The organism is Shinella granuli (assembly GCF_004341885.1).
Lineage (GTDB): Bacteria > Pseudomonadota > Alphaproteobacteria > Rhizobiales > Rhizobiaceae > Shinella > Shinella granuli.
In genome coordinates, this window is the sequence record NZ_SLVX01000002.1 from 341,206 (window position 1) to 364,832 (window position 23,627).

Consider the following 23,627-nt stretch of genomic DNA (forward strand, 5'->3'; position numbering starts at 1 on the left):
TTGCCGTTACCGCTCATATACGTGCGGCGCGGCGACTATATTCGGGCCGCCGGAACTTTCCATGGAAATCTCAGGCGCCGGCCGGATTTCGGAAACAGCCTTTACAAAGCGCTATCCACAGGCCGATCGCCCGGTTTCCTTGCCGCGAATCGGCAGGAGGGCTAGTCAAGTCCCATGGGACAGAACACTTTGCCGCCGGATGGCGGAGACGACAACATTCAGCCGGTCGACCTGAAGGCGGCGCTGGAAGAGCGCTACCTTGCCTATGCGCTGTCGACCATCACGCAGCGCGCGCTGCCGGATGTACGCGACGGCCTGAAGCCGGTGCACCGCCGCATCATCCATGCGATGAGCGAAATGGGCCTCCGGTCCAACTCCTCCTTCAAGAAATGCGCGCGCATCGTCGGCGACGTCATCGGTAAGTTCCATCCGCACGGCGACCAATCGGTCTACGACGCGCTGGTGCGCCTCGCGCAGGATTTCTCGCAGCGCTATCCGATCGTCGACGGGCAGGGGAACTTCGGCAATATCGACGGCGACAACGCCGCCGCCTACCGATACACCGAAGCGCGCATGACCGAGGTCGCGACGCTCCTGCTCGAAGGCATCGACCAGGACGCCGTCGACTTCCGCCCGACCTACAACGAGGAGGACGAGGAGCCGGTCGTCCTGCCCGGCGCCTTCCCGAACCTGCTTGCGAACGGGTCCTCCGGCATCGCCGTCGGCATGGCGACGTCCATTCCCTCGCACAACGTGCATGAACTGTGCGACGCCGCGCTGCACCTCATCCGCCATCCGGACGCCGATGTCGAAAAGCTCACCGAATTCGTGCTGGGGCCCGATCTTCCGACCGGCGGCATCATCATCGACAGCCGCGAGAGCATCATCGAGGCCTACAAGACGGGCCGCGGCGGTTTTCGCGTGCGTTCCAAGTGGCAGACGGAAGACCTCGGCCGCGGCGGCTACCAGATCGTCGTCACCGAAATCCCCTATCAGGTGCAGAAGTCGCGGCTGATCGAGAAGATCGCCGAACTGCTCATCGCCCGCAAGCTGCCGCTGCTCGAAGACATCCGCGACGAATCGGCGGAAGACGTGCGCATCGTGCTGGTGCCGAAGAGCCGCACCGTCGATCCGACGATCCTGATGGAGTCGCTCTTCAAGCTCTCCGAGCTGGAAAGCCGCATTCCGCTCAACATGAACGTGCTCTCGATGGGCCGCGTGCCGCGCGTCATGGGCCTCAAGGACGTGCTGGTCGAGTGGCTCGCGCACCGGCGCGAAGTGCTGCAGCGCCGCTCGCGGCACCGGCTCGCGGCCATCGACCGTCGCCTGGAAATCCTGGGCGGCTACCTCATCGCCTATCTCAACCTCGACGAGGTGATCCGCATCATCCGCGAGGAGGACGAGCCGAAGACTTCCCTGATGGAGGCCTTCTCGCTCACCGACGTGCAGGCCGAGGCGATCCTCAACATGCGCCTGCGCTCGCTGCGCAAGCTGGAGGAATTCGAGATCCGCACCGAATTCGACAACCTGTCGAAGGAAAAGGCGGAGATCGAGGCGCTGCTGGCGTCCGATGAAAAGCAGTGGCAGACCGTCGCCTGGGAAATCGGCGAGGTCCGCAAGAAATTCGCGAAGGCCACCGAGATCGGCCGCCGCCGCACCCAGTTCGCCAGCGCGCCCGAGGCCGATGTCGAGGCCATCCAGCAGGCGATGATCGAGAAGGAGCCGGTCACGGTCGTCATCTCGGAAAAGGGCTGGATCCGCGCGCTGAAGGGCCATATCGCCGATACGTCCGGCCTCCAGTTCAAGGAGGGCGACGCGCTGAAGGTGGCCTTCCCGGCGCAGACGACCGACAAGGTGCTGATCATGACGACGGGCGGCAAGGTCTTCACGCTCGGCGCCGACAAGCTGCCGGGCGGCCGCGGCCATGGCGAGCCGCTGCGCATCATGGTCGACATGGAGAACGACCAGGACGTGCTGACCGCCTTCGTGCACGATGCCGCGCGCAAGGTCATCGTCGCCTCGCAGGCCGGCAACGGATTCGTGGTCGCGGAAACCGAGATGGTCGCCAACACCCGCAAGGGCAAGCAGGTGATGAATGTCGGCATGCCGGACGAGGCCAAGCTGGTGGTGCCGGTGCGCGGCGACCACGTCGCCGTCGTCGGCGAGAACCGCAAGATGCTGGTCTTCCCGCTGGCGCAATTGCCGGAAATGTCGCGCGGCAAGGGCGTGCGCCTGCAGCGCTACAAGGATGGCGGCGTCTCGGACCTGCGCTGCTTCGCCATCGCCGACGGCCTCACCTGGGACGACAGCGCCGGCCGCAACTTCGTGCGCAGCAAGGACGAACTCACCGAATGGATGGGCGACCGCGCCAGCGCCGGCCGCACCGTGCCGAAGGGTTTTCCGCGCAGCGGCAAGTTCAGCGGCTGATCAGCCGGAGTAGGGGACGCTGACGTCGCGAAGGAAGCGCGTCGCGCCCTCCTCGTCGATCTCGCCGGCGGCGACGGCGAGGACGAAGGTGTAGAGCGTCGCGTCGTCCGTCACGATTTCGAAGCCGTTTTCCATCAGGAAGACCGCGGTGGCGACAATGGCGATGCGCTTGTTGCCATCGACAAATGCGTGGTTTTTCGCCAGCCCATAGAGATAGGCGGCGGCGAGCTCGAATATATCCTCGCAGCCGTAATATGCCTTGTTGAGAGGACGAGCCAACGCCGATTCAAAGGCGTTGTCATCTCGCAGTCCCGCTGCGCCGCCGAACCGCTGGATCTGAACCGCATGCAGCCGCTCGACGAGCGGACGGTCGAGAAAGACGATCGTCATTCCGCAAGCTTCTTGAGGGCTATCTTGTAGCGATCCATGAATTTCTCGGCATGACCGAGTTGCCGTTCAAAATCGCCGTCGGCCGCGCTGAGAATGAGCTTGCTGCCCTCGCTTGTCATGATGATCTCGTCTCCCGCCTTGACGCCCATACGGTCGAGGATTTCCTTCGGGATGATGATTCCTTCCGAATTGCCGATCTTGCGGATGGTGACATTCATGAGCATGATCCTTTGTTATAACGAAGTTATAACATTTGGAACGCACCACGGCAAGACACTGGTCATCCCGCACACGGAAACTCTGCCGCCTCGCTTTTCCTGACGACTCGGGCTTTCGAGCGCATCTGCCACAGCGAGTGCGCAAGCAGCGCGAGGATGAGGATCGAGCCGCCGATCAGGGTCTGGGTGGTGGGCGTTTCGGCAAAGACGATCCAGACCCAGATGGGGGCGAGCACCGTTTCCACGAGGTAGAACATGCCGACTTCCGGAGCGGAAAGATATCGGGGCCCGGTGGCAAGGCACCAGAAGGCGAGGGGCAGGAGCACGAGGCCGTTGAGGAGGATGTAGACGGGTTCGGCGATCGAAAGGCCGCCGGGCGGCAGGAAGAACAGCGCCATGACGCCCGACAGCACGGCGGCGACGAGCGGTACGAAACCCATGTCGGCGCCGCTCCTGCGGCTCAGTGTCAGGGAGGTCGCCAGGAGCAGTGCCGAACAGGCGGCCATGGCGTCGCCGAAGAGGTTTCCGCTCGACAGCCCGTCATGCACGATCAGGAGCACGCCCGCGACCATGGCGGCCATGGTGAGGAGCGTGGCGTTGCCAGGGCGCTCGCCGAGGAAGATCCAGGAGAGGATCGCGGCGAACATCGAGGTGAAGGCGAGGATGAAGACGACATTGGCCGTCGTCGTGTTGAACACCGCCAGCATGAATGTCAGCCCGTTGATGCCGTAGCACAGGCCGATCAGCAGGCCGATGCGGCCGGGAACGAGCACCGTCCTGCGGTGCAGGACGAAATTCAGGCAGGCCCAGAGGACGACCGCCATCACGAACACCGATATGTTCCGCACGGCGACCATCGACCAGACGTCGCCGCCGGCAGAGCGGATCAGCGGAATGTCGAAGGAGAGGGCAAGGCCGCCGATGGCGGTGATGAGAAGGCCCTTGCGGTGAAGGGCGGGATCGCTTGTGGAAGGCACGGCGGGACCGGATCAGAAGCTGGAAATGAATGCAATATGCTGGGGCGGTTCGGGCGAATCGGACTTTGCCAAAACCGTTTCAGGTGGCGTTGGCCTCGTCGTTATAGCGTTCCCAGCCGCGCGGCATCAGGTGCTCCTGCGGCAAGAACTTTGTCTTGTAGTCCATTTTGCGCGATCCCTTGACCCAGTAGCCGAGATAGACATGCGGCAGGCCGAGCATTTTCGCGCGGCGGATGTGGTCGAGGATCATGAAGGTGCCGAGGGAGCGATCCGTCACGTCGGGATTGTAGAAGGAATAGACCATGGAGAGGCCATCGCCCATGCGGTCGGTCAGCGCCACCGCCAGCAGTTCGCCCTGCGGACGCTCCTTGAGGCCCGAGCCTTCCTCGCGCAGGCGGTATTCGATGATCTTGGTGTGCACATGGGTGTCCTCCACCATCATCGCATAGTCGAGCACCGACATGTCGGACATGCCGCCTTTCTGGTGGCGGGCGTCGAGATAGTGGCGGAAGAGGGAATATTGTTCGCTGGAGGGCTCGGCCGGGTATTCGTGCGAGATGAGATCGGCATTGGCGGCCAGCACCTTGCGCATGGAACGGCGCGGTTCGAACTCGTTGACGAGGATGCGGACGGAAATGCAGGCGCGGCAGGTCTCGCAGGCGGGTCTATAGGCGATGTTCTGCGAGCGGCGGAAGCCGCCCTGCGTCAGGAGGTCGTTCAGCTCCGGCGCGCGCTCGCCCACCAGATGGGTAAACACCTTCCTCTCCATCTCCTGCGGTAGATAGGGACAGGCCGCCGGCGCGGTGAGATAGAATTGCGGAGAGGATGCTGCCTGCGTATTCATCGGCCGTGGGGCGACTCCGTCGCTGTGTGACACTTCTATGCCAATACCATGGCCTAGTTCAAAAAAAGGTCAACTGGCGCATGACCCTTCAGGCCGGAATCGGCCGGCGCAACGGATCATGCAAGGCAGGGCGTCCCTCGTCTTTCTCAATAGCGATCGCGGCGCACCATCACCGTGCCGAGCAGCAGGTCGTGCAGCAGGCGGCCGCGATCGGTGAAGAGGCCGACGAGCACGATGAATGGCGTCAGCAGCGCATTGCCGATCCAGAACAGCACGAGATGCACGATCGCCGTCAGGAAATCGACCGGCCTGCCATCCACGCGGGCAAGCGCGAGGCCCATCACGTTCATGCCGGCGCTCGCCTGGCTCGGGCCGCCCATCGTCAGGCCGAAATAGAGCATGGCGACGATGGCGAAGAGCGCCGGATAGAGGAAGAAGCCGAGGCCGAGCGTCAGGATGCCGAGGAAGAACACCACGACGGCGGCCGGGATCCAGAGCAGGGCGACGATCGCATAGTCGATAAGAAACGCAAAGATCCGGCGTGACAGCACGCCGCGATAGGCCTGCCAATCCGTCGTCGGAACCCGCGTTTCGTTGAAATCAGCGCTCATCTGCCTGTCTCCCGAATGGAACATGCCTGTCATATGGGGACGCTTTGGGGGAAAACAACGGTAAAGGGCATATGCCCCTCATCCGGCCTGCCGGCCACCTTCGCCCCGCAAGCGGGGCGAAGGGGATATGCCGTGCCGGTTTCCTCAACCAATGCCCGTTCGTGGGGCACGTCCCCTCTCCCCGCTTGCGGGGAGAGGGTTAGGGTGAGGGGCAGATACGGCTTTGCTGCCGGGTTCAGCCCTTGCGGTCAAGATGCCGCGCCACGTCCATGGCGAAATAGGTCAGGATGCCATCGCACCCGGCGCGCTTGAACGCCAGCAGGGTCTCCAGCATCACGCGCTCGCCGTCGATCCAGCCGTTCATCGCGGCGGCCTTGATCTGGCTGTATTCGCCGGAAACCTGGTAGGCGAAGACCGGCAGCCCGAAGGCTTCCTTCATGCGCCAACAGATATCGAGATAGGGCAGGCCCGGCTTGACCATTAGCATGTCGGCGCCTTCCTCCACGTCGAGCGCCGCATCGCGGATCGCCTCCGTGCCGTTGGCCGGATCGATGTAATAGGTCTTCTTGTCGCCCTTCAGCAGCCCGCCGGTGCCGATCGCGTCGCGATAGGGGCCGTAGAAGGCGGAGGCGAACTTCGTCGCATAGGACATGATGCCGACATTCTGGTGGCCTGCGGCGTCGAGCGCCTGGCGGATGACGCCGATGCGGCCGTCCATCATTTCGGAGGGCGCGATGATGTCGGAGCCGGCATCGGCCTGGACGACGGCGGCCCGCGCCACCAGCTCGACCGTCTCGTCATTGACGATGACGTCGCCGCGCAGCACGCCGTCATGGCCGTGGCTGGTGAAGGGATCGAGCGCGACATCGGTGATGACGCCGATGCCAGGCACGGCCTTCTTGATGGCGCGCGTCGCCTCGTTGATGAGATTGTCGGCCGCAAGGCTGTGCGAGCCGGTCTCGTCGCGCAGGTGCATCTCGATATTCGGGAAGGTGGCGATGGCGGGAATGCCGAGGTCGGCGGCTTCCTTCGCCGCTTCCACCAATCTGTCGACGCTCATGCGGTTGACGCCGGGCATGGCGGCGACGGGATCGACGACGTTCTCGCCCGGCACCACGAAGACCGGCCAGATGAGATCGTCGACCGTCAGGCGGTTTTCCTGCACGAGCCGGCGCGTCCAGTCGGCCTTCCGGTTGCGCCGCATGCGGCGGTGGCCGGTGATCTCGTCGACGATGTTCCTGCTGCCGGTCATGATGCCATTTTCTTGCGTGGATCCGTTTTTCGCCTCCTTATCATGCTGCATGCGCCAATCAAATCGCCAGCGATACGGGGGCATGCGGCATATGGCCGTGCATGATCGCGGTTACGGGCTTTATGCCGGCCGGCCTTGCCCTTACTGTCCGCGCCATGGTTGCTGATTCTGCCAAGGGCCCGAGGCCCAGCCTGACCGAAACGCTGTTCGTGCTGTTCTTGCGGCTGGTGGCGGTAGGCTCGCTGTGGTTCGCGCTGCAGTACTGGGCGATGCTGACGGGCTTCTCCTTCGGCGGGCAGGGGCGGTTCGACCTGCTGCCGCCGGCCTGGAAGGCGGCCTATACGGCGCTTGCCGTATTGTTCCCCGTCGCGGCCGTCGGCCTCTGGCTTCTCGTCTCCTGGGGGCCGGTGATCTGGCTCATCGCGGCCGCCACCGAGATCGCCATGCACGAGGTCTATCCTTCGACCTTCGGCGTCAACCGGCTGCTGGTCTTCGCCCACGGCGCCATTGCGCTTGTCTTCGTTCTTTTCCGCATCGCGCTCTTCGTCCAGCGCCGCCGGCAGGCCCGCACGGTAAGGACTGATTCACCCTGAGACAGGGTCGCCTTCCGGTAAGGCGCTGTTAAGGCTGCGGTTTAAGTAGAATTTTAGATGCATTCGTTAGGTTCTCACTCAAGGCGGGAAAACAAACCACACCGCCAAACAAAACAGTGAGGCAGTAACCATGAACACCAAGATGAAGCCGCAGCAGGCCCCCGTCGTCGATCCGCAGGAAGACGCGATCCGCAACCTCTACCTGGAATCCCTCCACCTCGTCGAGCGCCTGCACCGTCGCCTGCTCGATGTGATCAAGGACGAGTTCGACCGCGCCGGTCGCTCGGATGTCAACGCCGTCCAGGCGCTGCTCCTCTTCAACATCGGCAATTCCGAACTGACCGCCGGCGAACTGCGCTCGCGTGGCTACTATCTCGGCTCGAACGTCTCCTACAACGTCAAGAAGCTGGTCGACCTCGGCTTCATCAACCACCAGCGTTCGCGCATCGACCGCCGGTCCGTCCGCATCAGCCTGACGGAAAGCGGCCAGGAGATCGCCGAAACCGTCGCAAAGCTCTACGAGCGCCATATCGGCTCGATCCAGAAGGTCGGCGGCATCGGCGAAGGCGAGTTCAACCAGATGAACAAGCTGCTCCAGCGCCTCGATCGCTTCTGGAACGACTCGATCCTCTACCGCCTGTAAGGCCGGCGCGCCTTTTCCGACCTCCTCCATAAAAGCCGGCCGCGTCCCCTGCGCGTCCGGCTTTTCCGTTTGCGTGCCGGCGCTTGTGGCCGGCCACGCCCCCCGAGACACGAATTGGCCATATTGCTGTGAGACCCGGACGCTGGGCTAAGGTATGCGCGGGCGGCAGGGCCGGTTTGCGTTTGTTAACCCTGTTCGTGATAGCTGCATCGGGTATGGACCCATGGGTCGCCATGCCGCGTGCACCGTGCCGCCGTCAGCGGCGCTCAGGAGATGGTAGGATAGATGTCTCGCAAAACCGGATTTGATGTGTTCTCGCGCCGCGCATTCCTGCGCTCTGCCGCAACCTTCGGCGCCGCCGCCGTGGCCGGCCCGACGCTGGCCCAGACGGCGCTCGACGACATCCTCAATGCTCCGCGCCGCGGCAACTGGGACGACCAGTTCGACGCCGAGGCATCGCGCACCGCCACCGCCGTCGTCTCCAACAATCCGATCTTCGGCTCGGGCACGACCGGTTCCCTCCAGCAGGCGATCAGCGACTACCAGAACATCGTTTCGAGCGGCGGCTGGCCGACGGTCAATACCCAGCAGAAGCTGGAAATGGGCGTCGCCGACCCGGCCGTGCAGCAGTTGCGCCAGCGCCTGATCATTTCCGGCGACCTGCCGCGCTCCGCCGGCACGAACGGCGCCTTCGATTCCTATGTGGACGGCGCGGTGAAGCGCTTCCAGGCCCGCCACGGCCTGCCGTCCGACGGTGCCGTCGGCGAATACACGCTGAAGGCGCTGAACGTTCCGGCCGTCACCCGCCTCGGCCAGCTCCAGACCAACCTCGTGCGCCTCCAGGCGATGTCCGGCGATCTCGGCCGCCGCTATGTCATGGTCAATATCCCGGCCGCCTATATCGAGGCCGTCGAGAACGGCCGCGTCGCCTCGCGCCACACCGCCATCGTCGGCAAGATCGACCGCCAGTCGCCGGTGCTGAATTCCAAGATCTACGAGGTGATCCTCAACCCCTACTGGACCGCGCCGCGCTCGATCATCCAGAAGGACATCATGCCGCTGATGCGCAAGGATCCGACCTATCTGGCGCGCAACTCGATCCGCCTCTTCGACGGCAATGGCGGCGAAGTCTCGCCGGAAACCGTCGACTGGAACGCCGAAAAGGCGCCGAACCTGATGTTCCGTCAGGACCCGGGCAAGATCAACGCCATGTCCTCGACGAAGATCAACTTCCACAACGAGCACCAGGTCTACATGCACGATACGCCGCAGCAGGGCCTGTTCAACAAGCTGATGCGCTTCGAATCGTCGGGCTGCGTGCGCGTTCAGAACGTGCGCGACCTTTCGGTCTGGCTGCTGAAGGATACGCCCGGCTGGTCGCGCTCGCAGATGGAAGCGACGATCAAGAGCGGCGTCAACACGCCGATCAAGCTGGCCGAGGAAGTGCCTGTCTTCTTCACCTACATCACCGCCTGGTCCGCCAAGGACCGCGTCGTGCAGTTCCGCGACGACATCTACCAGAAGGACGGCGCCACCGAACTCGCCCTCCAGACCAACTACAACCAGGAAGGTGGCCAGGCCGTCGACAGCGACCTGCTGCCGCAATAAGCCTGAAGCATTTTTGGATCGGCAGGGCCGCGCCTTCCGCAGGGAGGCGCGGCCTTTGCATTTCTCGGCTGGCCGCTTGTGAGTGTGTCTCCTGTGGAGTACATATTCGCGATGTTCACGCTGATCGCGAGCAGCCGGTTCGAGAAATGGTTCGGCAATCTGAGGGATCGTCGCGCCAGCGCCCGGATTCGCCAGCGACTCGCCCGGTTGGAGCAGGGACATGTCGGAGACGCAAAATCCGTCGGCGACGGTGTCAGCGAGCTGCGCATCGATTACGGCCCAGGCTATCGCGTCTATTTCATGCGCAGCGGATCGATCATCATCGTGCTTCTGTGCGGCGGGCACAAGGGAAGTCAGGGCAGGGACATAGAGGACGCCAAGCGGATCGCGCGGGAATGGAAGGAATGAAGATGGAAGAGAAGATCACATTCAAGCCGTTCGACCTGGCGCAGAACCTCGATAGCGAGGAGGAGATCGTCGAATTCCTCGCGGCGGCCTTCGAGGAGGGCGACGCGGCGCACATTGCTCATTGTCTCGGTATCGTCGCCAGGGCGCGGAACATGGCGCAACTCGCCCGCGATGTCGGCATGAGCCGGCCGGCGCTCTACAAGGCGCTCAGCGGCGAGGGCAATCCGGAATTCGCGACCGTCATGAAGATCATGCATGCCCTCGGCATCGGTCTTGCGCCGGTGTCGCGCAAAGGCGACGAGGCCGCCTGAAAGCGCGGGCGCACGAAAAGGGCCGGTGTCGTTTTTATCGTATAAGGCGCGGGGAAATGGCGCAAACCGTGGAGCGGATATTGCCCTTGCCATGCGAGGACGTTAAACACCGTGCCACCACCCTTAAGGAGCCCCGAGGATGAGCAATTCTTCCGCTACCGACGTTTTCTTCACGCGTTCCCTTGCCGATACCGATCCGGAGATTTTCGGCTCGATCCAGAAGGAACTCGGTCGCCAGCGCCATGAGATCGAACTGATCGCTTCGGAAAACATCGTTTCGCGCGCCGTGCTCGAAGCCCAGGGCTCGATCATGACGAACAAGTATGCTGAGGGCTATCCGGGCAAGCGCTATTACGGCGGTTGCCAGTTCGTCGATATCGCCGAGGAACTCGCCATCGAGCGCGCGAAAAAGCTGTTCGGCGTCAATTTCGCCAACGTCCAGCCGAATTCCGGCTCGCAGATGAACCAGGCCGTCTTCCTGGCGCTGCTCCAGCCGGGCGACACCTTCATGGGCCTCGACCTCAATTCGGGCGGCCACCTGACGCACGGTTCGCCGGTCAACATGTCCGGCAAGTGGTTCAACGTCGTCTCCTACGGCGTGCGGGAAGAAGACCACCTGCTCGACATGGACGACGTCGCCGAGAAGGCGCGCAAGAACAAGCCGAAGCTCATCATCGCCGGCGGCACCGCCTATTCCCGCATCTGGGACTGGAAGCGTTTCCGCGAGATCGCCGATGAAGTCGGTGCCTACCTCATGGTCGACATGGCGCACATTGCCGGCCTCGTCGCCGGTGGCCAGCACCCGTCGCCGTTCCCGCATTGCCATGTCGCGACGACCACCACGCACAAGTCGCTGCGCGGCCCGCGCGGCGGCATCGTGCTGACGAACGACGAGGACATCGCCAAGAAGATCAACTCGGCCGTCTTCCCGGGCCTGCAGGGCGGCCCGCTGATGCACATCATCGCCGCCAAGGCCGTCGCCTTCGGCGAGGCGCTGCAGCCGGAGTTCAAGGACTACGCCGCGCAGATCGTCAAGAACGCCAAGGCGCTCGCCGAGACGCTGAAGGCCGGCGGCCTCGACATCGTCTCGGGCGGCACCGACAACCACCTGATGCTCGTCGACCTGCGCAAGAAGAACGCCACCGGCAAGCGCGCCGAAGCCGCGCTCGGCCGCGCCTACGTCACCTGCAACAAGAACGGCATCCCGTTCGACCCCGAAAAGCCCTTCGTCACCTCGGGCGTGCGCCTCGGCACCCCGGCCGGCACGACCCGCGGCTTCAAGGAGGAAGAGTTCAAGGAAATCGGCAGCCTGATCGTCGAGGTTCTCGACGGCCTGAAGGTCGCCAATTCCGACGAGGGCAATGCCGCCGTTGAAGCCGCCGTGCGGGAGAAGGTCGTCGCGCTGACGAACCGCTTCCCGATGTACCCCTACATGTAAGGAGCCGGCATGCGCTGCCCCTATTGCGGTTCGGAAGATACGCAGGTGAAGGATTCCCGTCCGGCAGAGGACGGGGCCGCCATTCGCCGCCGGCGCATCTGCCCGGATTGCGGCGGTCGCTTCACGACCTTCGAGCGGGTGCAGCTTCGCGAGCTGATGGTCGTCAAGAAGACGGGCCGCAAGGCCCCCTTCGATCGCGACAAGCTCTTGAAATCCTTCGAGATCGCGCTTCGCAAGCGGCCCGTCGACCGGGACCGCATCGAACGCGCGGTCTCAGGGATCGTCCGCCGCCTCGAAAGCTCCGGCGAGACGGAAATCTCGTCCGAAGAGATCGGCCTCCAGGTGCTGGAAGCGCTGAAGGCGCTCGATGACGTCGGCTTCGTGCGCTACGCCTCGGTCTACCGCGACTTCTCCCATGTCGACGATTTCGAGAAGATCCTTTCCGAAGTCGCTGCCAAGATCGCCCGGGATCCGGGCGCCGAAAGCTAGATGTCCGGCGCGGCGACAGACGACGCACGCTTCATGGCGGCGGCGATCCGCCTCTGCCGCCGCCATCTCGGCCTCACCGCCACCAACCCCTCCGTCGCCTGCCTGGTCGTCAAGGACGGTTTGGTCCTCGGCGCCGCCGTGACCGCCCCCGGCGGGCGGCCGCATGCGGAGACGCAGGCGCTGGCCGAAGCGGGCGAAGCCGCGCGCGGCGCGACGGCCTATGTGACGCTCGAACCCTGCTCGCATCACGGCAAGACGCCGCCCTGCGCCGATGCGCTGATCGCCGCCGGCGTTGCGCGCGTCGTCGTGTCGGTGACGGATCCGGACGAGCGCGTGGCGGGCAGGGGGCTCGGGATGCTCCGCGATGCCGACATCGTCGTCGAGACGGGCGTGCTGGAGGCGGAGGGCCGCGAAGCACTTGCCGCCTATCTTACCCGCCAGACGAAGAAGCGGCCCTATGTGACTCTCAAGCTTGCCGTTTCCGCCGATGGCATGCTCGGCCGGCCGGGCGCGGGCCAGGTGGCGATCACCGGGCCGGTCTCGCGCGGGCAGGTGCATGTGCTGCGCGCCGAGACGGACGCGATCCTTATCGGCATTGGCACGGCGCTCGCCGACGATCCGGAACTGACCTGCCGCCTGCCGGGGCTGGAAACCCGCTCGCCGGTGCGCATCGTGCTCGACCCGCGGCTCGAACTGTCGCCGGCCTCGAAGCTGGCGCGGACCGCAAAAGATGTGCCGGTCATCGTGGTGACGACGAAAGGGGCGGAGCTACCCCCCTCTGGCCTGCCGGCCATCTCCCCCTCAAGGGGGGAGATCGAGGAGGAAACGCCGCTTTCCACATCGGATGCCGGCGCGGCAGGCGATGCGGATGCCGGAGTGCGGGGATCAGGCTGCCATCCGATCTCCCCCCTTGAGGGGGAGATGGCCGGCAGGCCGGAGGGGGGTATGGGCGGCTCGGCCTCCGATACCCGAAGCGCCCGCGCCCAGGCCCTCGAAGCCGCCGGCGTCGAGATCGTGACCTGCGATCCGCGTCGGCTCGACGATCTCCTGATGGCGCTCGCCACCCGCGGCATTTCCTCGCTGCTCGTCGAAGGCGGCGCGCGGGCGGCACGATCCTTCCTCGATGCCGGTCTCGTCGATCGCATCCTGCTGTTCGAGGGTGCCGGCACCATTGGCAAGGACGGGGTCGCATCCCCGTGTGTGTCCGGGCGCATGCCGGATGGCTTTTCGCTCCGCCGCATGGCGCGCCACGGCACGGATGTTTTGCAAGACTACGAAAGAGACGATTGATGTTTACCGGCATTGTCACGGATATCGGAACGGTCGAGAAGGTCGAGCCCATGAACGCGGGGGTTCGCCTGCGCGTGCGCACGGCCTATGACCCCGCCACCATCGACATGGGCGCCTCCATCGCCCATTCCGGCACCTGCCTCACCGTCACGGCGCTGCCCGAGGCGGGCTCGAATGACCGCTGGTTCGAGGTCGAGGCCTGGGAAGAGGCCCTGCGGCTGACGACCATCGCCGGCTGGACGGCCGGAACCCGCATCAATCTCGAACGCTCGCTGAAGATCGGTGACGAACTCGGCGGCCATATCGTCTCCGGCCATGTCGACGGCAAGGCGGAAATCCTCTCCGTCGAGGCCGAGGGCGACGCGACGCGCTTCCGCATCCGCGCGCCCGAGGGCCTGGAACGTTTCGTTGCGCCGAAGGGCTCGGTCGCGCTCGACGGCACGTCGCTGACCGTCAACGCCGTCGATGGCGCCGTCTTCGACGTCCTCCTCATTCGCCACACGCTCGAAGTCACCACCTGGGGCGAGCGCAAGGCGGGCGATTTCGTCAATTTCGAGGTCGACACCATGGCGCGCTATGCGGCGCGGCTTGCGGAGTTCCCGGCCCCGAAGGCGTGACGGCGGCGTGACACGCGCGGCGAGCGTCGCGGATTGGCACGATCCGACATGCGTGGGGCCTCTTTGAAGTAACGATATCGATACCTCTTGCTCCCTAGTGTGCGCGCATCGGACCGCTGGAGACCGCTGCCGCATGGCGCCTGACTACCAAACCCTTCTGCTGGCGATCGGGCTCGCGGGCTTCTGCCTGTCGGCCACGCTGTTCGCCTCGTGGATGTCCGCCCGCGTCGAGCGCTTCCTGCTCTCCTGGTCCATCGGCATCGGCTGCATCGTGCCGGCGGTCGCGGTCTACAGTCTCTATATCGATCAGGCGGGCGTCGCGATCGGGTGCCTTGCCTTCATGCTGCAGTTCCTCGGCTTCGCCTTCATCTACGGCGCGGCCTACCGCTTCCGTTCCGGCAAGCGCGCGCGCCGGCGCATCGCCGTCGTGTTCGTGGCCTGCCTTGCCATCGCGCTCCCGCCGCTGGCGGCCGGTTATGACGGCATCGCCTTCATCGCGCTGAACCTGCTCATCGCCGGCTGCCTTGCCGCGACGGCCTGGGAATACTGGCGGGGCCGTGCGGAGGCGCCGCTGCCGCTGACCGGCATCGTCGTCCTCTACCTGCTGACCGCCGCCTCCTTCCTGCTCTGCGCCGGCGTGCTCCTTCATGACGGCCGGTGGGTGATGGGACATGCGCCGGACAACTGGGCGGAAAACCTCAACCTGATCGCGGCGATCATGGGCATTACCGGCATCGGTGCCATGTCGCTCGCGCTCAACCAGTGGCGCGTCGCCGGCAATCACCGGCACGCGGCCATGACCGATGCGCTGACCGGCCTGCTCAACCGCCGGGCGCTTTTCGACCGCTACGGGGCGTTTCCCGTCGGAGAACACCAGGCGGCGATCGCCTTCGACCTCGACAATTTCAAGGCGGTCAACGACCGGTACGGCCATGCGGCGGGCGACGCCGTGCTCATGGTCTTCGCCGATGTCCTGCGGGATTCCTGCGGCACGGCCGCCTGCCTCGCCCGTCTCGGCGGCGAAGAGTTCATCGTTGTCCTGGAGCGGACCCCGCCGGACCGCGCCCAGCGCATCGCCGAGCGCGTCCGCGAGGATTTCGCCGCCAAGCTCATCCCGATAAGCAGCCGGTCGATCTCCTGCACCGTCAGCGCCGGCATCGCCTTTGCCGGCGAAAACGGCACCAGCTTCGATTGCCTCCTCAGCAATGCCGACAAGGCGCTCTACATGTCCAAGCGCAACGGCCGCAACCGCGTGTCGCTCGCCGCCTGAGCGGCTTCAGGCGCCGGGCTCGCCTTCCCAGTAGTCGACGGTCCCGCCCGCGCGGCCGATGGTGCGGAACTCGCTCCGCCCGCCGGTGGCGAGGCGCGTCTTGGCGAGGAATTTTCCCGAATCCGGGTATTCGCAGATCTCCGTCGCGGCCATGGACGAAATGGAAAGATATTTCAGCGGCACGGTGCCGGTGTTGAGGATCTGGTGCGCCGTCTCCGGCCCGCCGGCCGGCGCGCCCAGCACGTCGCCGGGGCCGACGAGATGCCGCTCGCTGCCATAGCGGTAGGTGCCGTGCCCCTCCAGGATGACGAAGAGCTCGTCCTCGACATGGTGGCTGTGGAAGGGACAGCCCGACTTGCCGGGGGGAACTTCGCCATAGCCGATGCCGAGATCCTTCAGGCCGAGGCGGGCGCCGAACGACGCGTCGCGGGATTCGTAGAGCGTGCCCTGCGTCCAGTGCTCCAGTGCCAGCCCGGCAAGGTTGACGATCGGCGGTTTCTGCGCATCCATTCGTGTCTCCTCCGGCTGTTGGTATAATGTTCACATTTTGTTCTATTTGTGTCAATCCCGTTCGCGCGATGCGGTTCCTGGCGGGGCGCCGAAATCGCCGCAGGGGGTGGAAAATGCTTGCCAAGCTGCGCCCGTCGTGGTTTGACCGCCGCCTCTGCCCGCTGATGCGTGGCCTGCCTCCAATTTTCAGGTGAATCATGGCCGACACCGATAATCCCCATCTCCTCATCGTCGAGGCTCGCTTCTACGACGACATGGCCGATGCGATGCTCGACGGCGCCAAGCATGCGCTCGATGCGGCCGGCGCCACCTACGACATCGTGACCGTCATGGGCGCGCTCGAAATCCCCGCCGCCATCTCCATGGCCCTCGACGGCATGGAAAACGGCGGCACCTGGTATGACGGCTTCGTCGCGCTCGGCATGGTCATCCGCGGCGAGACCTACCATTTCGACATCGTCGCCAACGAATCGAGCCGTGCCCTGATGGATCTGTCCGTCAGCGAGGGCCTGGCGATCGGCAACGGCATCCTGACGGTCGAGAACGACGCGCAGGGCTGGGCGCGTGCCCGCCGTTCGGAAGGCGACAAGGGTGGCTTTGCGGCCCGCGCGGCACTCACCATGATCGATCTGAAGAAGAAACTGGGCGGCGAACAGTGACGACGGACAGGGACAAGCAGCCGGTGAAGCCGGCCAACCAGCGCGGCGCGGCGCGCCTTGCCGCCGTGCAGGCGCTCTACCAGATGGATATCGGCGGCACCGGCGTCCTGGAGATCGTCGCCGAATACGAGGCGCATCGTCTCGGCCAGGAGCTGGACGGCGACACCTACCTGAAGGCGGACGCCTCCTGGTTCCGCTCCATCGTCTCGGGCGTCGTGCGCGACCAGCGCCTGCTCGATCCGATGATCGGCGCGGCGCTGCAGGACGACTGGGCGCTGTCCCGGCTCGATTCCACCGTGCGCGCCATCCTGCGCGCCGGTACCTTCGAATTGAAGGAGCGCAGGGACGTGCCGGTCGCCGTGATCGTCACGGAATATGTTGAGATCGCCAAGGCGTTCTTCGAGGACGAGGAGCCGAAGCTGGTGAATGCGGTGCTCGACCGCATCGCCAAGCAGCTTCGCCCGGACACACGCAAGTAGGTTGGCAGGGTGACATGAGCACGGGTACGGTCGAAGGTCTTGAACGGGAACTTTCGGCCGCGCGCCGCAATGTCTTTCTCCTGACGATCGCGCAGGCCTTGCTTGCCTCGGCCGGGCCGATCGTCTTCTCCGTCGGCGGGCTTGCCGGCTACAACCTGCTCGGCGCGGACAAGTCGCTCGCCACCGCGCCGCTGACCGGCTTCAATGTCGGCGTGGCGCTCGGCGCCGTGCTCGTCGCCATCGCGGCCCGCATGCTCGGCCGCACCTACGGCTTCATCGTCGGGTCGCTCGTCGGCGCAGGCGGCGGGCTCATCGCCGCCATCGCGCTGTTCCGCGGCGATTTCTGGCTCTTCGCCCTCGGCTTCGTGCTTGTCGGCATTTCCAGCGGCTTTGCCCAGAAGATCCGCTTTGCGGCGGCCGATGCCTCGCCGTCCTTCTACAAGCCGCGCGCCATTTCCTGGATTCTCGCCGGCGGCGTCATCTCCGCCGTGCTCGGCCCCCAGGTGGTCATCCTCACCAAGGACCTGTTCGAGCCGGTGCTGTTTGCCGGCGCCTTCGTGGCGCTCGCGCCGCTCTGCCTTGCCGCGATCGGCCTCTTCCTGTTCCTGCGCCTGCCGGACCACAAGGCGGCGGCCGTGGCGAAGGGCGAGGCGACGCGGCCGCTCGCCGAGATCGTGCTGACCCAGCGGTTCATGACGGGCATGATCTGCGGCATCTCCTCCTACGCCCTGATGACCTTCATGATGACCGGCGCGCCGCTCGCCATGGTCATCGGCTGCGGCTTCTCGCCGGAGCTGGCGACGCTCGGCATCCAGTGGCATGTGCTCGCCATGTTCGCGCCGAGCTTCTTCACGGGCATGCTGATCCAGCGCTTCGGCACGGAAAGGGTGGTCGCCGCCGGCCTCCTCATCCTCATGGCCTGCGCGGCGGTCGCCCATGCCGGCATCGCGCTGTGGAATTTCTGGGGCGCGCTGATCCTGCTCGGCGTCGGCTGGAACTTCGGCTTCATCGGCGCCACCGCCATCGTCGCCTCCAGCTACAAGCCGCACGAGGCCGACAAGGTGCAGGGGTTCCACGACATCATCCTCTTCGGCACGGTGGCGCTCGCCTCCTTCTCCTCCGGCAAGGTGTTCAACGCCTATGGCTGGCAGACGATCAACCTGCTGTTCTGGCCGATAACAGGGGTGAGCCTCGTGCTCGTTCTTCTCCTGCTTTTGCGCAGCCGCCGCGCGGCGGCCTGAGCCCGCCGGACGACCGACGTCGAAAAATCCAGCGCAGCGCACCGCTTGCCGCAGTGCGGCGGCTTGACGCAACCGATTCGCAAACGCACTCTGGCCGCGCGCCGGCTCCCGTCTTGTGAGGAGGCAAGCGGGAGCGGGCGCATATCGGCTGCAGGGAGAGGACCCTGCCGCCTCCAAGGAGGACAGAGCGAAATGACCATATTGTTGGGCGTTATCGCATGCGGGTTGCTCTCGGTGGTCTATGCCATCTGGGCGACACGGTCGGTGCTTGCCGCCGACCAGGGGAATGCCCGCATGCAGGAAATTGCAGGTTATATCCGGGAAGGGGCGCAGGCCTATCTCACCCGGCAGTACAAGACCATTGCCATCGTCGGGGTCGTCGTCTTCGTCGGCACCTGGCTGCTGATTTCCGCCACGGCTGCCATCGGGTTCCTGATCGGCGCCGTGCTCTCGGGTGCCGCCGGTTTCATCGGCATGCACGTGTCCGTCCGCGCCAATGTGCGCACGGCGCAGGCCGCATCCATCAGCCTGTCCTCCGGCCTCGACATCGCCTTCAAGTCGGGCGCGATCACCGGCATGCTTGTCGCCGGCCTCGCGCTGCTCGGCGTGTCGATCTATTACTTGGTCCTCACCGGCCTGCTCGGTCAGGAGCCGGCCTCGCGTGAGGTCATCGACGCGCTCGTCGCGCTCGGCTTCGGCGCCTCGCTGATCTCCATCTTCGCCCGTCTCGGCGGCGGCATCTTCACCAAGGGTGCGGATGTCGGCGGCGACCTCGTCGGCAAGGTGGAAGCCGGCATTCCCGAAGACGACCCGCGCAACCCGGCCACCATCGCCGACAATGTGGGCGACAATGTCGGCGACTGCGCCGGCATGGCCGCCGACCTCTTCGAGACCTATGCGGTGACCGTCGTCGCCACCATGGTCCTCGCGGCGATCTTCTTTGCCGGCACGCCGGTTCTGTCCAGCGTGATGGTCTATCCGCTGGCGATCTGCGGCGCCTGCATCATCACCTCGATCGTCGGCGCCTTCTTCGTCAAGCTCGGCACGAACGGTTCCATCATGGGCGCGCTCTACAGGGGCCTCATCGTGACGGGCCTGCTGTCGATCGTCGGCCTTGCCGCCGCCACGTCGCTCACCATCGGCTGGGGCGCCATCGGCACGGTCGCGGGCATGGAGATCACCGGCACGAACCTGTTCATCTGCGGCCTTCTCGGCCTCGTGGTGACGGCGCTCATCGTGGTGATCACGGAGTACTACACGGGCACCAACAAGCGCCCGGTGAACTCCATCGCGCAGGCCTCCGTCACCGGCCACGGCACGAACGTCATCCAGGGCCTCGCGGTCTCGCTGGAATCGACCGCACTGCCGGCCATCGTCATCGTCGGCGGCATCATCGCGACCTACCAGCTCGCCGGCCTGTTCGGCACCGGCATCGCCGTCACCGCCATGCTCGGCATTGCCGGCATGATCGTGGCGCTCGATGCCTTCGGCCCGGTCACCGACAATGCCGGCGGCATCGCCGAGATGTCGCACCTGCCGCCGGAAGTGCGCAAGTCGACCGACGCGCTCGATGCGGTCGGCAACACGACGAAGGCCGTCACCAAGGGCTATGCGATCGGTTCTGCCGGTCTCGGCGCGCTGGTGCTCTTCGCCGCCTATTCGAACGACCTTGCCTATTTCGCGGCGAACGGGGACAGGTATCCCTATTTCGCCGACATCGGCACGATCTCCTTCGACCTCTCCAACCCCTATGTCGTGGCCGGCCTGATCTTCGGCGGCCTCATCCCCTATCTCTTCGGCGGCATCGCCATGACGGCCGTCGGCCGTGCGGCGGGCTCGATCGTCGAGGAGGTGCGCCGGCAGTTCCGCGAGAAGCCGGGCATCATGGCGGGCACCGAGCGGCCGGATTACGGGCGCGCGGTGGACATTCTCACCAAGGCGGCGATCCGCGAGATGGTCGTGCCCTCGCTGCTGCCGGTGCTGGCGCCGCTCGTCGTCTATTTCGGCGTGCTGCTCATCTCCGGCTCCAAGGCCTCGGCCTTCGCGGCGCTCGGCGCCTCGCTGCTCGGCGTCATCGTCAACGGCCTCTTCGTGGCGATTTCCATGACCTCCGGTGGCGGGGCCTGGGACAATGCCAAGAAGAGCTTCGAGGACGGCTTCGTCGACAAGGACGGCACCCGCCACCTGAAGGGATCGGAAGCCCACAAGGCCTCCGTCACCGGCGACACCGTGGGCGATCCCTACAAGGACACGGCAGGCCCGGCGGTCAACCCGGCGATCAAGATCACCAATATCGTGGCGCTCCTGCTGCTGGCCATTCTCGCCTGACCGGCACCGCCCGTTCGGGGACCAAAAAGAAACCGCGGGGAGCGATCCCCGCGGTTTCCTGATTCCGGGACTGGCCGAGGCGCCTTATTTCGGGCCGCCGCCACCGAAGATGTTCTGGATCGCCGCGCCCGGCGCACCGCCGGTGCCGCGCAGAAGCTGGCCGAGGAAGGTGAGCTCGATGCCGCCGGTCGGCGTGACGCGGGAGATCATGTCGAAGACCCGGCCATCCTTCAGCGTGTAGTGCGCGAGGCGCTCGACCACGCCGTCCTTGTCGAAATAGATGGCAAGCACGCTCTGATCGACGACCTTCGGCTTCATGAAGGCGACGGGGCGGCTGCGCTTCTGCGAGACGTAGTAGAAGACCTCGTTGTCGAAGGTCGCGGTCGCCGACGGCGAGCCGAGCGAGAGCAGGACCTGTTCGCGCGAGGAGCCGACCGGCGCCAGCGCCAGCGTTTCCTGATCGACGACATAGCCCTGGTGCAGCACTTCGCCGGGACCCTGGCAGCCTGCGAGAACGGACGAGGAAAGCGCGATGGCAATGGCGGCGTTACGCAACAGCTTCATGTTCAGAGCATCTCTCTTCAACAGCATCCCCGGGACTGTGATGGCCGCGCAGCCATTGCAATTCATGCCTGCTTCGGTAAACCAGCTTCGACCGTCATGCAACATGACTTGCGACGGCTCCATGGTTTGAATCGGGCAAAACTAGGCTTTATGATGATTTTCGGCCTGTTCGGCAAAAAAAACGGCAACCGACGCATCGTCGAAAAGCAGTACGCGACGCTGACGAAGGCGGCACGGCATCCCTATCTCTATGAAGTGCTTGATGTTCCCGACACGGTAATGGGCCGTTTCGAGATGCTCTCGGCAATGCTGATCCTTTACTTCCGCCGCACCCGCGCAAGCGGCACGTCCGGCCAGGAGATCGCCCAGGAGATCGTCGACGCCTTCTTCGAGGATGTCGATCATTCGATTCGCGAGCTCGGCGTCGGCGATGTCGGCGTGCCCAAGCGCATGAAGAAGTTCGCCGGCATGTTCTACGGCCGGCTGGAATCCTACGCCGCGGCGCTCGATTCCGGCGACCATGAAGCGCTTGCCGCCGCGCTCCGGCGCAACATCCATCCGGATGCGGGCGAGGGCGCGCCGTCCATGACGGGGCTGGCCCTCTATCTCTTCGCGGCTGAAAAGGCGATGATGGCCGTCAGCGAAGACGAGATCAGGATCGGTGCGCTGGGCGTGGTGGAGCCGGACCGGCAAGGACACGCTGCCTGAGGGCGGCCCAAAGGGAAAAGAATGAAGACAGACGACGAAACGCCGTTCTCCTACCCGGTCAAGGTGGGGCACATTTCCGCCAATCCGGTCGAGGTGACGATCAGCGCCGATGCCGAGGAGCGCGCGGGCCTTGCGAAACTCTGGTCCGTGCTGGAGGTGAGGGCGCTTTCCGCCACCTTCCAGCTCCAGCGCTGGAAGCGCGACGGCGTGCGCCTCAAGGGCCGCGTCACGGCGGATATCGTGCAGGCCTGCGTCGTCACGCTCGATCCCGTCGCGGCGCATATCGACGAGCCGGTCGAGGTGGTCTTCGTGCCGGAAGGGTCCAAGCTGGCGCGGCTTCCGGCTGCCAGCGAGACCGGCGAGATGCTGCTCGATCCCGACGGGCCGGATGCGCCGGAGATCTTCACGGGCGATACGGTCGATGCCGGCGTGGTCGCGGCCGAACATGTCGCGCTCGCCATCGATCCGTATCCGCGCAAGTCCGGCGTGGACTTTTCCGGCCATATCGAGAGCACCGGCAAGGATGACAAAAAACCGTCGCCTTTTGCCGTTCTGAAGGACTGGAAAAAAGACTGAACGGCTCCTGAAACGCCCGATAATTCAGTTGTGCCCCCGGCGAAAAGCGGTATTTTGACCGAATTCCGCCGCGGCAGCCCTCTGCCCCTGGAAAACAAGAATTAAGGCAAGACACGCGTGGTCAGAATTTCCGTCGACGTCATGGGTGGCGATTTCGGCCCCAAGGTCGCTATCCCGGGCGCAGCCAAGGCTCTCGAGCGCCATCCCGACATCCGTTTCGTGCTTTTTGGCAATGCCGCCGAATGCGAGCCGCTCCTGGCGCAGCATCCGAAACTGAAGGCCGCCAGCACCTTCCACCATTGCGACGTCGCCGTCGCCATGGACGAGAAGCCGAGCCAGGCCTTGCGCCGCGGCCGCGGCAAGTCCTCCATGTGGCAGGCGATCGACGCCGTCGCCAAGAACGAGGCCGACGTCGCCGTCTCCGCCGGCAATACCGGCGCGCTGATGGCCATGTCGAAGTTCTGCCTGCGCATGATGGCCAATATCGAACGCCCGGCGATCGCCGGCATCTGGCCGACCCTCAAGGGCGAGAGCATCGTGCTCGATATCGGCGCGACGATCGGCGCGGATGCGAACCAGCTCTTCGACTTCGCGCTGATGGGCGGCGCCATGGCCCGCGCGCTGTTCGGGATCGACAAGCCGACGCTGGGCCTGCTCAATGTCGGCGTGGAGGAGATCAAGGGCCAGGAGGAGGTGAAGGCCGCCGGCCAGCTCATCCGCGAGGCCAATTTCGACACGATTGACTATTACGGCTTCGTCGAAGGCGACGATATCGGTCGCGGTACGGTGGATGTGGTGGTCACGGAAGGTTTTGCCGGCAACATTGCGCTGAAGGCGGCGGAAGGCACGGCGCGGCAGATCGCCGAATACTTGCGCGCGGCGATGTCGCGCACCTGGATGGCCAAGCTCGGCTATATCCTCGCCAAGAGCGCCTTCGACCGGGTGCGCGAGAAGATGGATCCGCGCAAGGTGAACGGCGGCGTGTTCCTCGGCCTCAACGGCATCGTCATCAAGAGCCATGGCGGCACGGACGCCGAGGGCTTCGCCGCGGCTGTCGATGTCGGCTACGACATGGCCCGCAACGGCCTCAAGGACAAGATCGAAAGAGATTTGCAGAAGTACCATGCCGGCCGCCCCGTCGAAGGGGCCGCCCAGGGCATGAGCGACGAGGTATAG

The 23,627-nt window shown here is 65.0% G+C and carries 26 protein-coding genes; 18 read left to right on the top strand and 8 right to left on the bottom strand.

The genetic code is table 11. The annotated features are described in order from the left end of the window. Positions 1-174: 174 nt before the first annotated feature. Positions 175-2,427, top strand: coding sequence for a DNA topoisomerase IV subunit A (gene parC / locus EV665_RS04830; protein WP_064329693.1), 2,253 nt, complete (start codon positions 175-177; stop codon positions 2,425-2,427). Here the strand turns inward: parC and EV665_RS04835 are convergent, their stop codons facing one another. From EV665_RS04835 to hemB, 6 genes are all read right to left on the bottom strand, one after another. Further along, entirely contained in the window at positions 2,428-2,817 is a 390-nt protein-coding gene (locus tag EV665_RS04835; protein ID WP_133033275.1) for a type II toxin-antitoxin system death-on-curing family toxin, read from the bottom strand. Then, complete coding sequence (locus EV665_RS04840) at positions 2,814-3,035, bottom strand: AbrB/MazE/SpoVT family DNA-binding domain-containing protein (RefSeq protein ID WP_133033276.1); 222 nt, start codon at positions 3,033-3,035, stop codon at positions 2,814-2,816. Before EV665_RS04840 ends, EV665_RS04835 begins: the two co-directional genes overlap by 4 nt. Positions 3,036-3,097: 62 nt before the next feature. Next, positions 3,098-4,012: a DMT family transporter gene (locus EV665_RS04845; protein WP_133033277.1), complete on the bottom strand. Its 915-nt coding sequence runs from the start codon at positions 4,010-4,012 to the stop codon at positions 3,098-3,100. 79 nt (positions 4,013-4,091) lie between these two features. After that, positions 4,092-4,856 (bottom strand): arginyltransferase, encoded by a 765-nt coding sequence (locus EV665_RS04850; protein ID WP_064329697.1) that lies wholly within the window; start codon positions 4,854-4,856, stop codon positions 4,092-4,094. Positions 4,857-5,002: 146 nt separating this feature from the next. Continuing rightward, positions 5,003-5,467 carry an RDD family protein gene (locus EV665_RS04855; RefSeq protein WP_064329698.1) on the bottom strand — a complete coding sequence of 155 codons (465 nt, stop codon included), beginning with the start codon at positions 5,465-5,467 and terminating at the stop codon, positions 5,003-5,005. A 235-nt stretch (positions 5,468-5,702) separates the two neighbouring features. Further along, the gene (gene hemB / locus EV665_RS04865; protein WP_133033278.1) at positions 5,703-6,719 is read right to left on the bottom strand and encodes a porphobilinogen synthase; all 1,017 of its coding nucleotides are present in this window, start codon (positions 6,717-6,719) and stop codon (positions 5,703-5,705) included. Positions 6,720-6,874: 155 nt separating this feature from the next. Here hemB and EV665_RS04870 point away from each other — a divergent pair, with 155 nt between their 5' ends. The 10 genes from EV665_RS04870 to EV665_RS04915 all read left to right on the top strand — a co-directional run bounded on the left by EV665_RS04870 (position 6,875) and on the right by EV665_RS04915 (position 15,386). Beyond that, entirely contained in the window at positions 6,875-7,312 is a 438-nt protein-coding gene (locus tag EV665_RS04870) for a DUF6163 family protein (RefSeq protein WP_064332475.1), read from the top strand. Between the two features lie 130 nt (positions 7,313-7,442). Next, positions 7,443-7,955: a transcriptional regulator LdtR gene (ldtR, locus tag EV665_RS04875; RefSeq protein WP_024270688.1), complete on the top strand. Its 513-nt coding sequence runs from the start codon at positions 7,443-7,445 to the stop codon at positions 7,953-7,955. A 285-nt stretch (positions 7,956-8,240) separates the two neighbouring features. Next, positions 8,241-9,563 (top strand): L,D-transpeptidase family protein, encoded by a 1,323-nt coding sequence (locus tag EV665_RS04880; protein WP_133033279.1) that lies wholly within the window; start codon positions 8,241-8,243, stop codon positions 9,561-9,563. A gap of 111 nt (positions 9,564-9,674) precedes the next feature. Further along, positions 9,675-9,971 (top strand): type II toxin-antitoxin system RelE/ParE family toxin, encoded by a 297-nt coding sequence (locus EV665_RS04885; RefSeq protein WP_133033280.1) that lies wholly within the window; start codon positions 9,675-9,677, stop codon positions 9,969-9,971. 2 nt (positions 9,972-9,973) lie between these two features. Then, positions 9,974-10,282 carry an addiction module antidote protein gene (locus tag EV665_RS04890; RefSeq protein WP_380685881.1) on the top strand — a complete coding sequence of 103 codons (309 nt, stop codon included), beginning with the start codon at positions 9,974-9,976 and terminating at the stop codon, positions 10,280-10,282. Positions 10,283-10,421: 139 nt separating this feature from the next. After that, a complete protein-coding gene (gene glyA, locus EV665_RS04895; protein WP_064329701.1) occupies positions 10,422-11,720 on the top strand; it encodes a serine hydroxymethyltransferase in 1,299 nt (432 codons plus the stop codon). 9 nt (positions 11,721-11,729) lie between these two features. Continuing rightward, the gene (gene nrdR / locus EV665_RS04900) at positions 11,730-12,209 is read left to right on the top strand and encodes a transcriptional regulator NrdR (RefSeq protein WP_133033282.1); all 480 of its coding nucleotides are present in this window, start codon (positions 11,730-11,732) and stop codon (positions 12,207-12,209) included. Then, positions 12,210-13,499, top strand: a complete 1,290-nt coding sequence (gene ribD / locus EV665_RS04905; protein WP_133033283.1) for a bifunctional diaminohydroxyphosphoribosylaminopyrimidine deaminase/5-amino-6-(5-phosphoribosylamino)uracil reductase RibD — start codon at positions 12,210-12,212, stop codon at positions 13,497-13,499. It abuts the gene before it with no gap. Then, positions 13,499-14,116, top strand: coding sequence for a riboflavin synthase (locus tag EV665_RS04910; RefSeq protein WP_133033284.1), 618 nt, complete (start codon positions 13,499-13,501; stop codon positions 14,114-14,116). The genes ribD and EV665_RS04910 overlap by 1 nt, the downstream gene beginning before the upstream one ends. Positions 14,117-14,249: 133 nt before the next feature. Beyond that, positions 14,250-15,386: a GGDEF domain-containing protein gene (locus tag EV665_RS04915; RefSeq protein WP_133033285.1), complete on the top strand. Its 1,137-nt coding sequence runs from the start codon at positions 14,250-14,252 to the stop codon at positions 15,384-15,386. A 6-nt stretch (positions 15,387-15,392) separates the two neighbouring features. Here EV665_RS04915 and EV665_RS04920 read toward each other — a convergent pair whose 3' ends face one another. Continuing rightward, on the bottom strand, positions 15,393-15,896 hold the full coding sequence (locus EV665_RS04920) for a cupin domain-containing protein (protein ID WP_133033286.1): 504 nt from the start codon (positions 15,894-15,896) through the stop codon (positions 15,393-15,395). A 197-nt stretch (positions 15,897-16,093) separates the two neighbouring features. Between EV665_RS04920 and ribH the strand changes: the two genes are divergently transcribed. The 4 genes from ribH to EV665_RS04940 all read left to right on the top strand — a co-directional run bounded on the left by ribH (position 16,094) and on the right by EV665_RS04940 (position 20,603). Then, positions 16,094-16,555, top strand: coding sequence for a 6,7-dimethyl-8-ribityllumazine synthase (ribH, locus tag EV665_RS04925; protein WP_064329707.1), 462 nt, complete (start codon positions 16,094-16,096; stop codon positions 16,553-16,555). Next, entirely contained in the window at positions 16,552-17,034 is a 483-nt protein-coding gene (gene nusB, locus EV665_RS04930; RefSeq protein WP_064329708.1) for a transcription antitermination factor NusB, read from the top strand. Before ribH ends, nusB begins: the two co-directional genes overlap by 4 nt. Before the next feature lie 14 nt (positions 17,035-17,048). Next, a complete protein-coding gene (locus EV665_RS04935) occupies positions 17,049-18,275 on the top strand; it encodes an MFS transporter (protein WP_133033287.1) in 1,227 nt (408 codons plus the stop codon). Positions 18,276-18,467: 192 nt separating this feature from the next. Next, positions 18,468-20,603: a sodium-translocating pyrophosphatase gene (locus tag EV665_RS04940; protein ID WP_133033288.1), complete on the top strand. Its 2,136-nt coding sequence runs from the start codon at positions 18,468-18,470 to the stop codon at positions 20,601-20,603. A gap of 84 nt (positions 20,604-20,687) precedes the next feature. Here the strand turns inward: EV665_RS04940 and EV665_RS04945 are convergent, their stop codons facing one another. Next, positions 20,688-21,167 carry an outer membrane protein assembly factor BamE gene (locus tag EV665_RS04945; protein WP_133033289.1) on the bottom strand — a complete coding sequence of 160 codons (480 nt, stop codon included), beginning with the start codon at positions 21,165-21,167 and terminating at the stop codon, positions 20,688-20,690. A 153-nt stretch (positions 21,168-21,320) separates the two neighbouring features. Between EV665_RS04945 and EV665_RS04950 the strand changes: the two genes are divergently transcribed. From EV665_RS04950 to plsX, 3 genes are all read left to right on the top strand, one after another. Continuing rightward, entirely contained in the window at positions 21,321-21,875 is a 555-nt protein-coding gene (locus EV665_RS04950) for a ubiquinol-cytochrome C chaperone family protein (RefSeq protein WP_133033433.1), read from the top strand. 21 nt (positions 21,876-21,896) lie between these two features. Then, positions 21,897-22,451: a YceD family protein gene (locus EV665_RS04955; protein ID WP_064329711.1), complete on the top strand. Its 555-nt coding sequence runs from the start codon at positions 21,897-21,899 to the stop codon at positions 22,449-22,451. A gap of 117 nt (positions 22,452-22,568) precedes the next feature. Further along, on the top strand, positions 22,569-23,627 hold the full coding sequence (plsX, locus tag EV665_RS04960) for a phosphate acyltransferase PlsX (protein ID WP_133033290.1): 1,059 nt from the start codon (positions 22,569-22,571) through the stop codon (positions 23,625-23,627).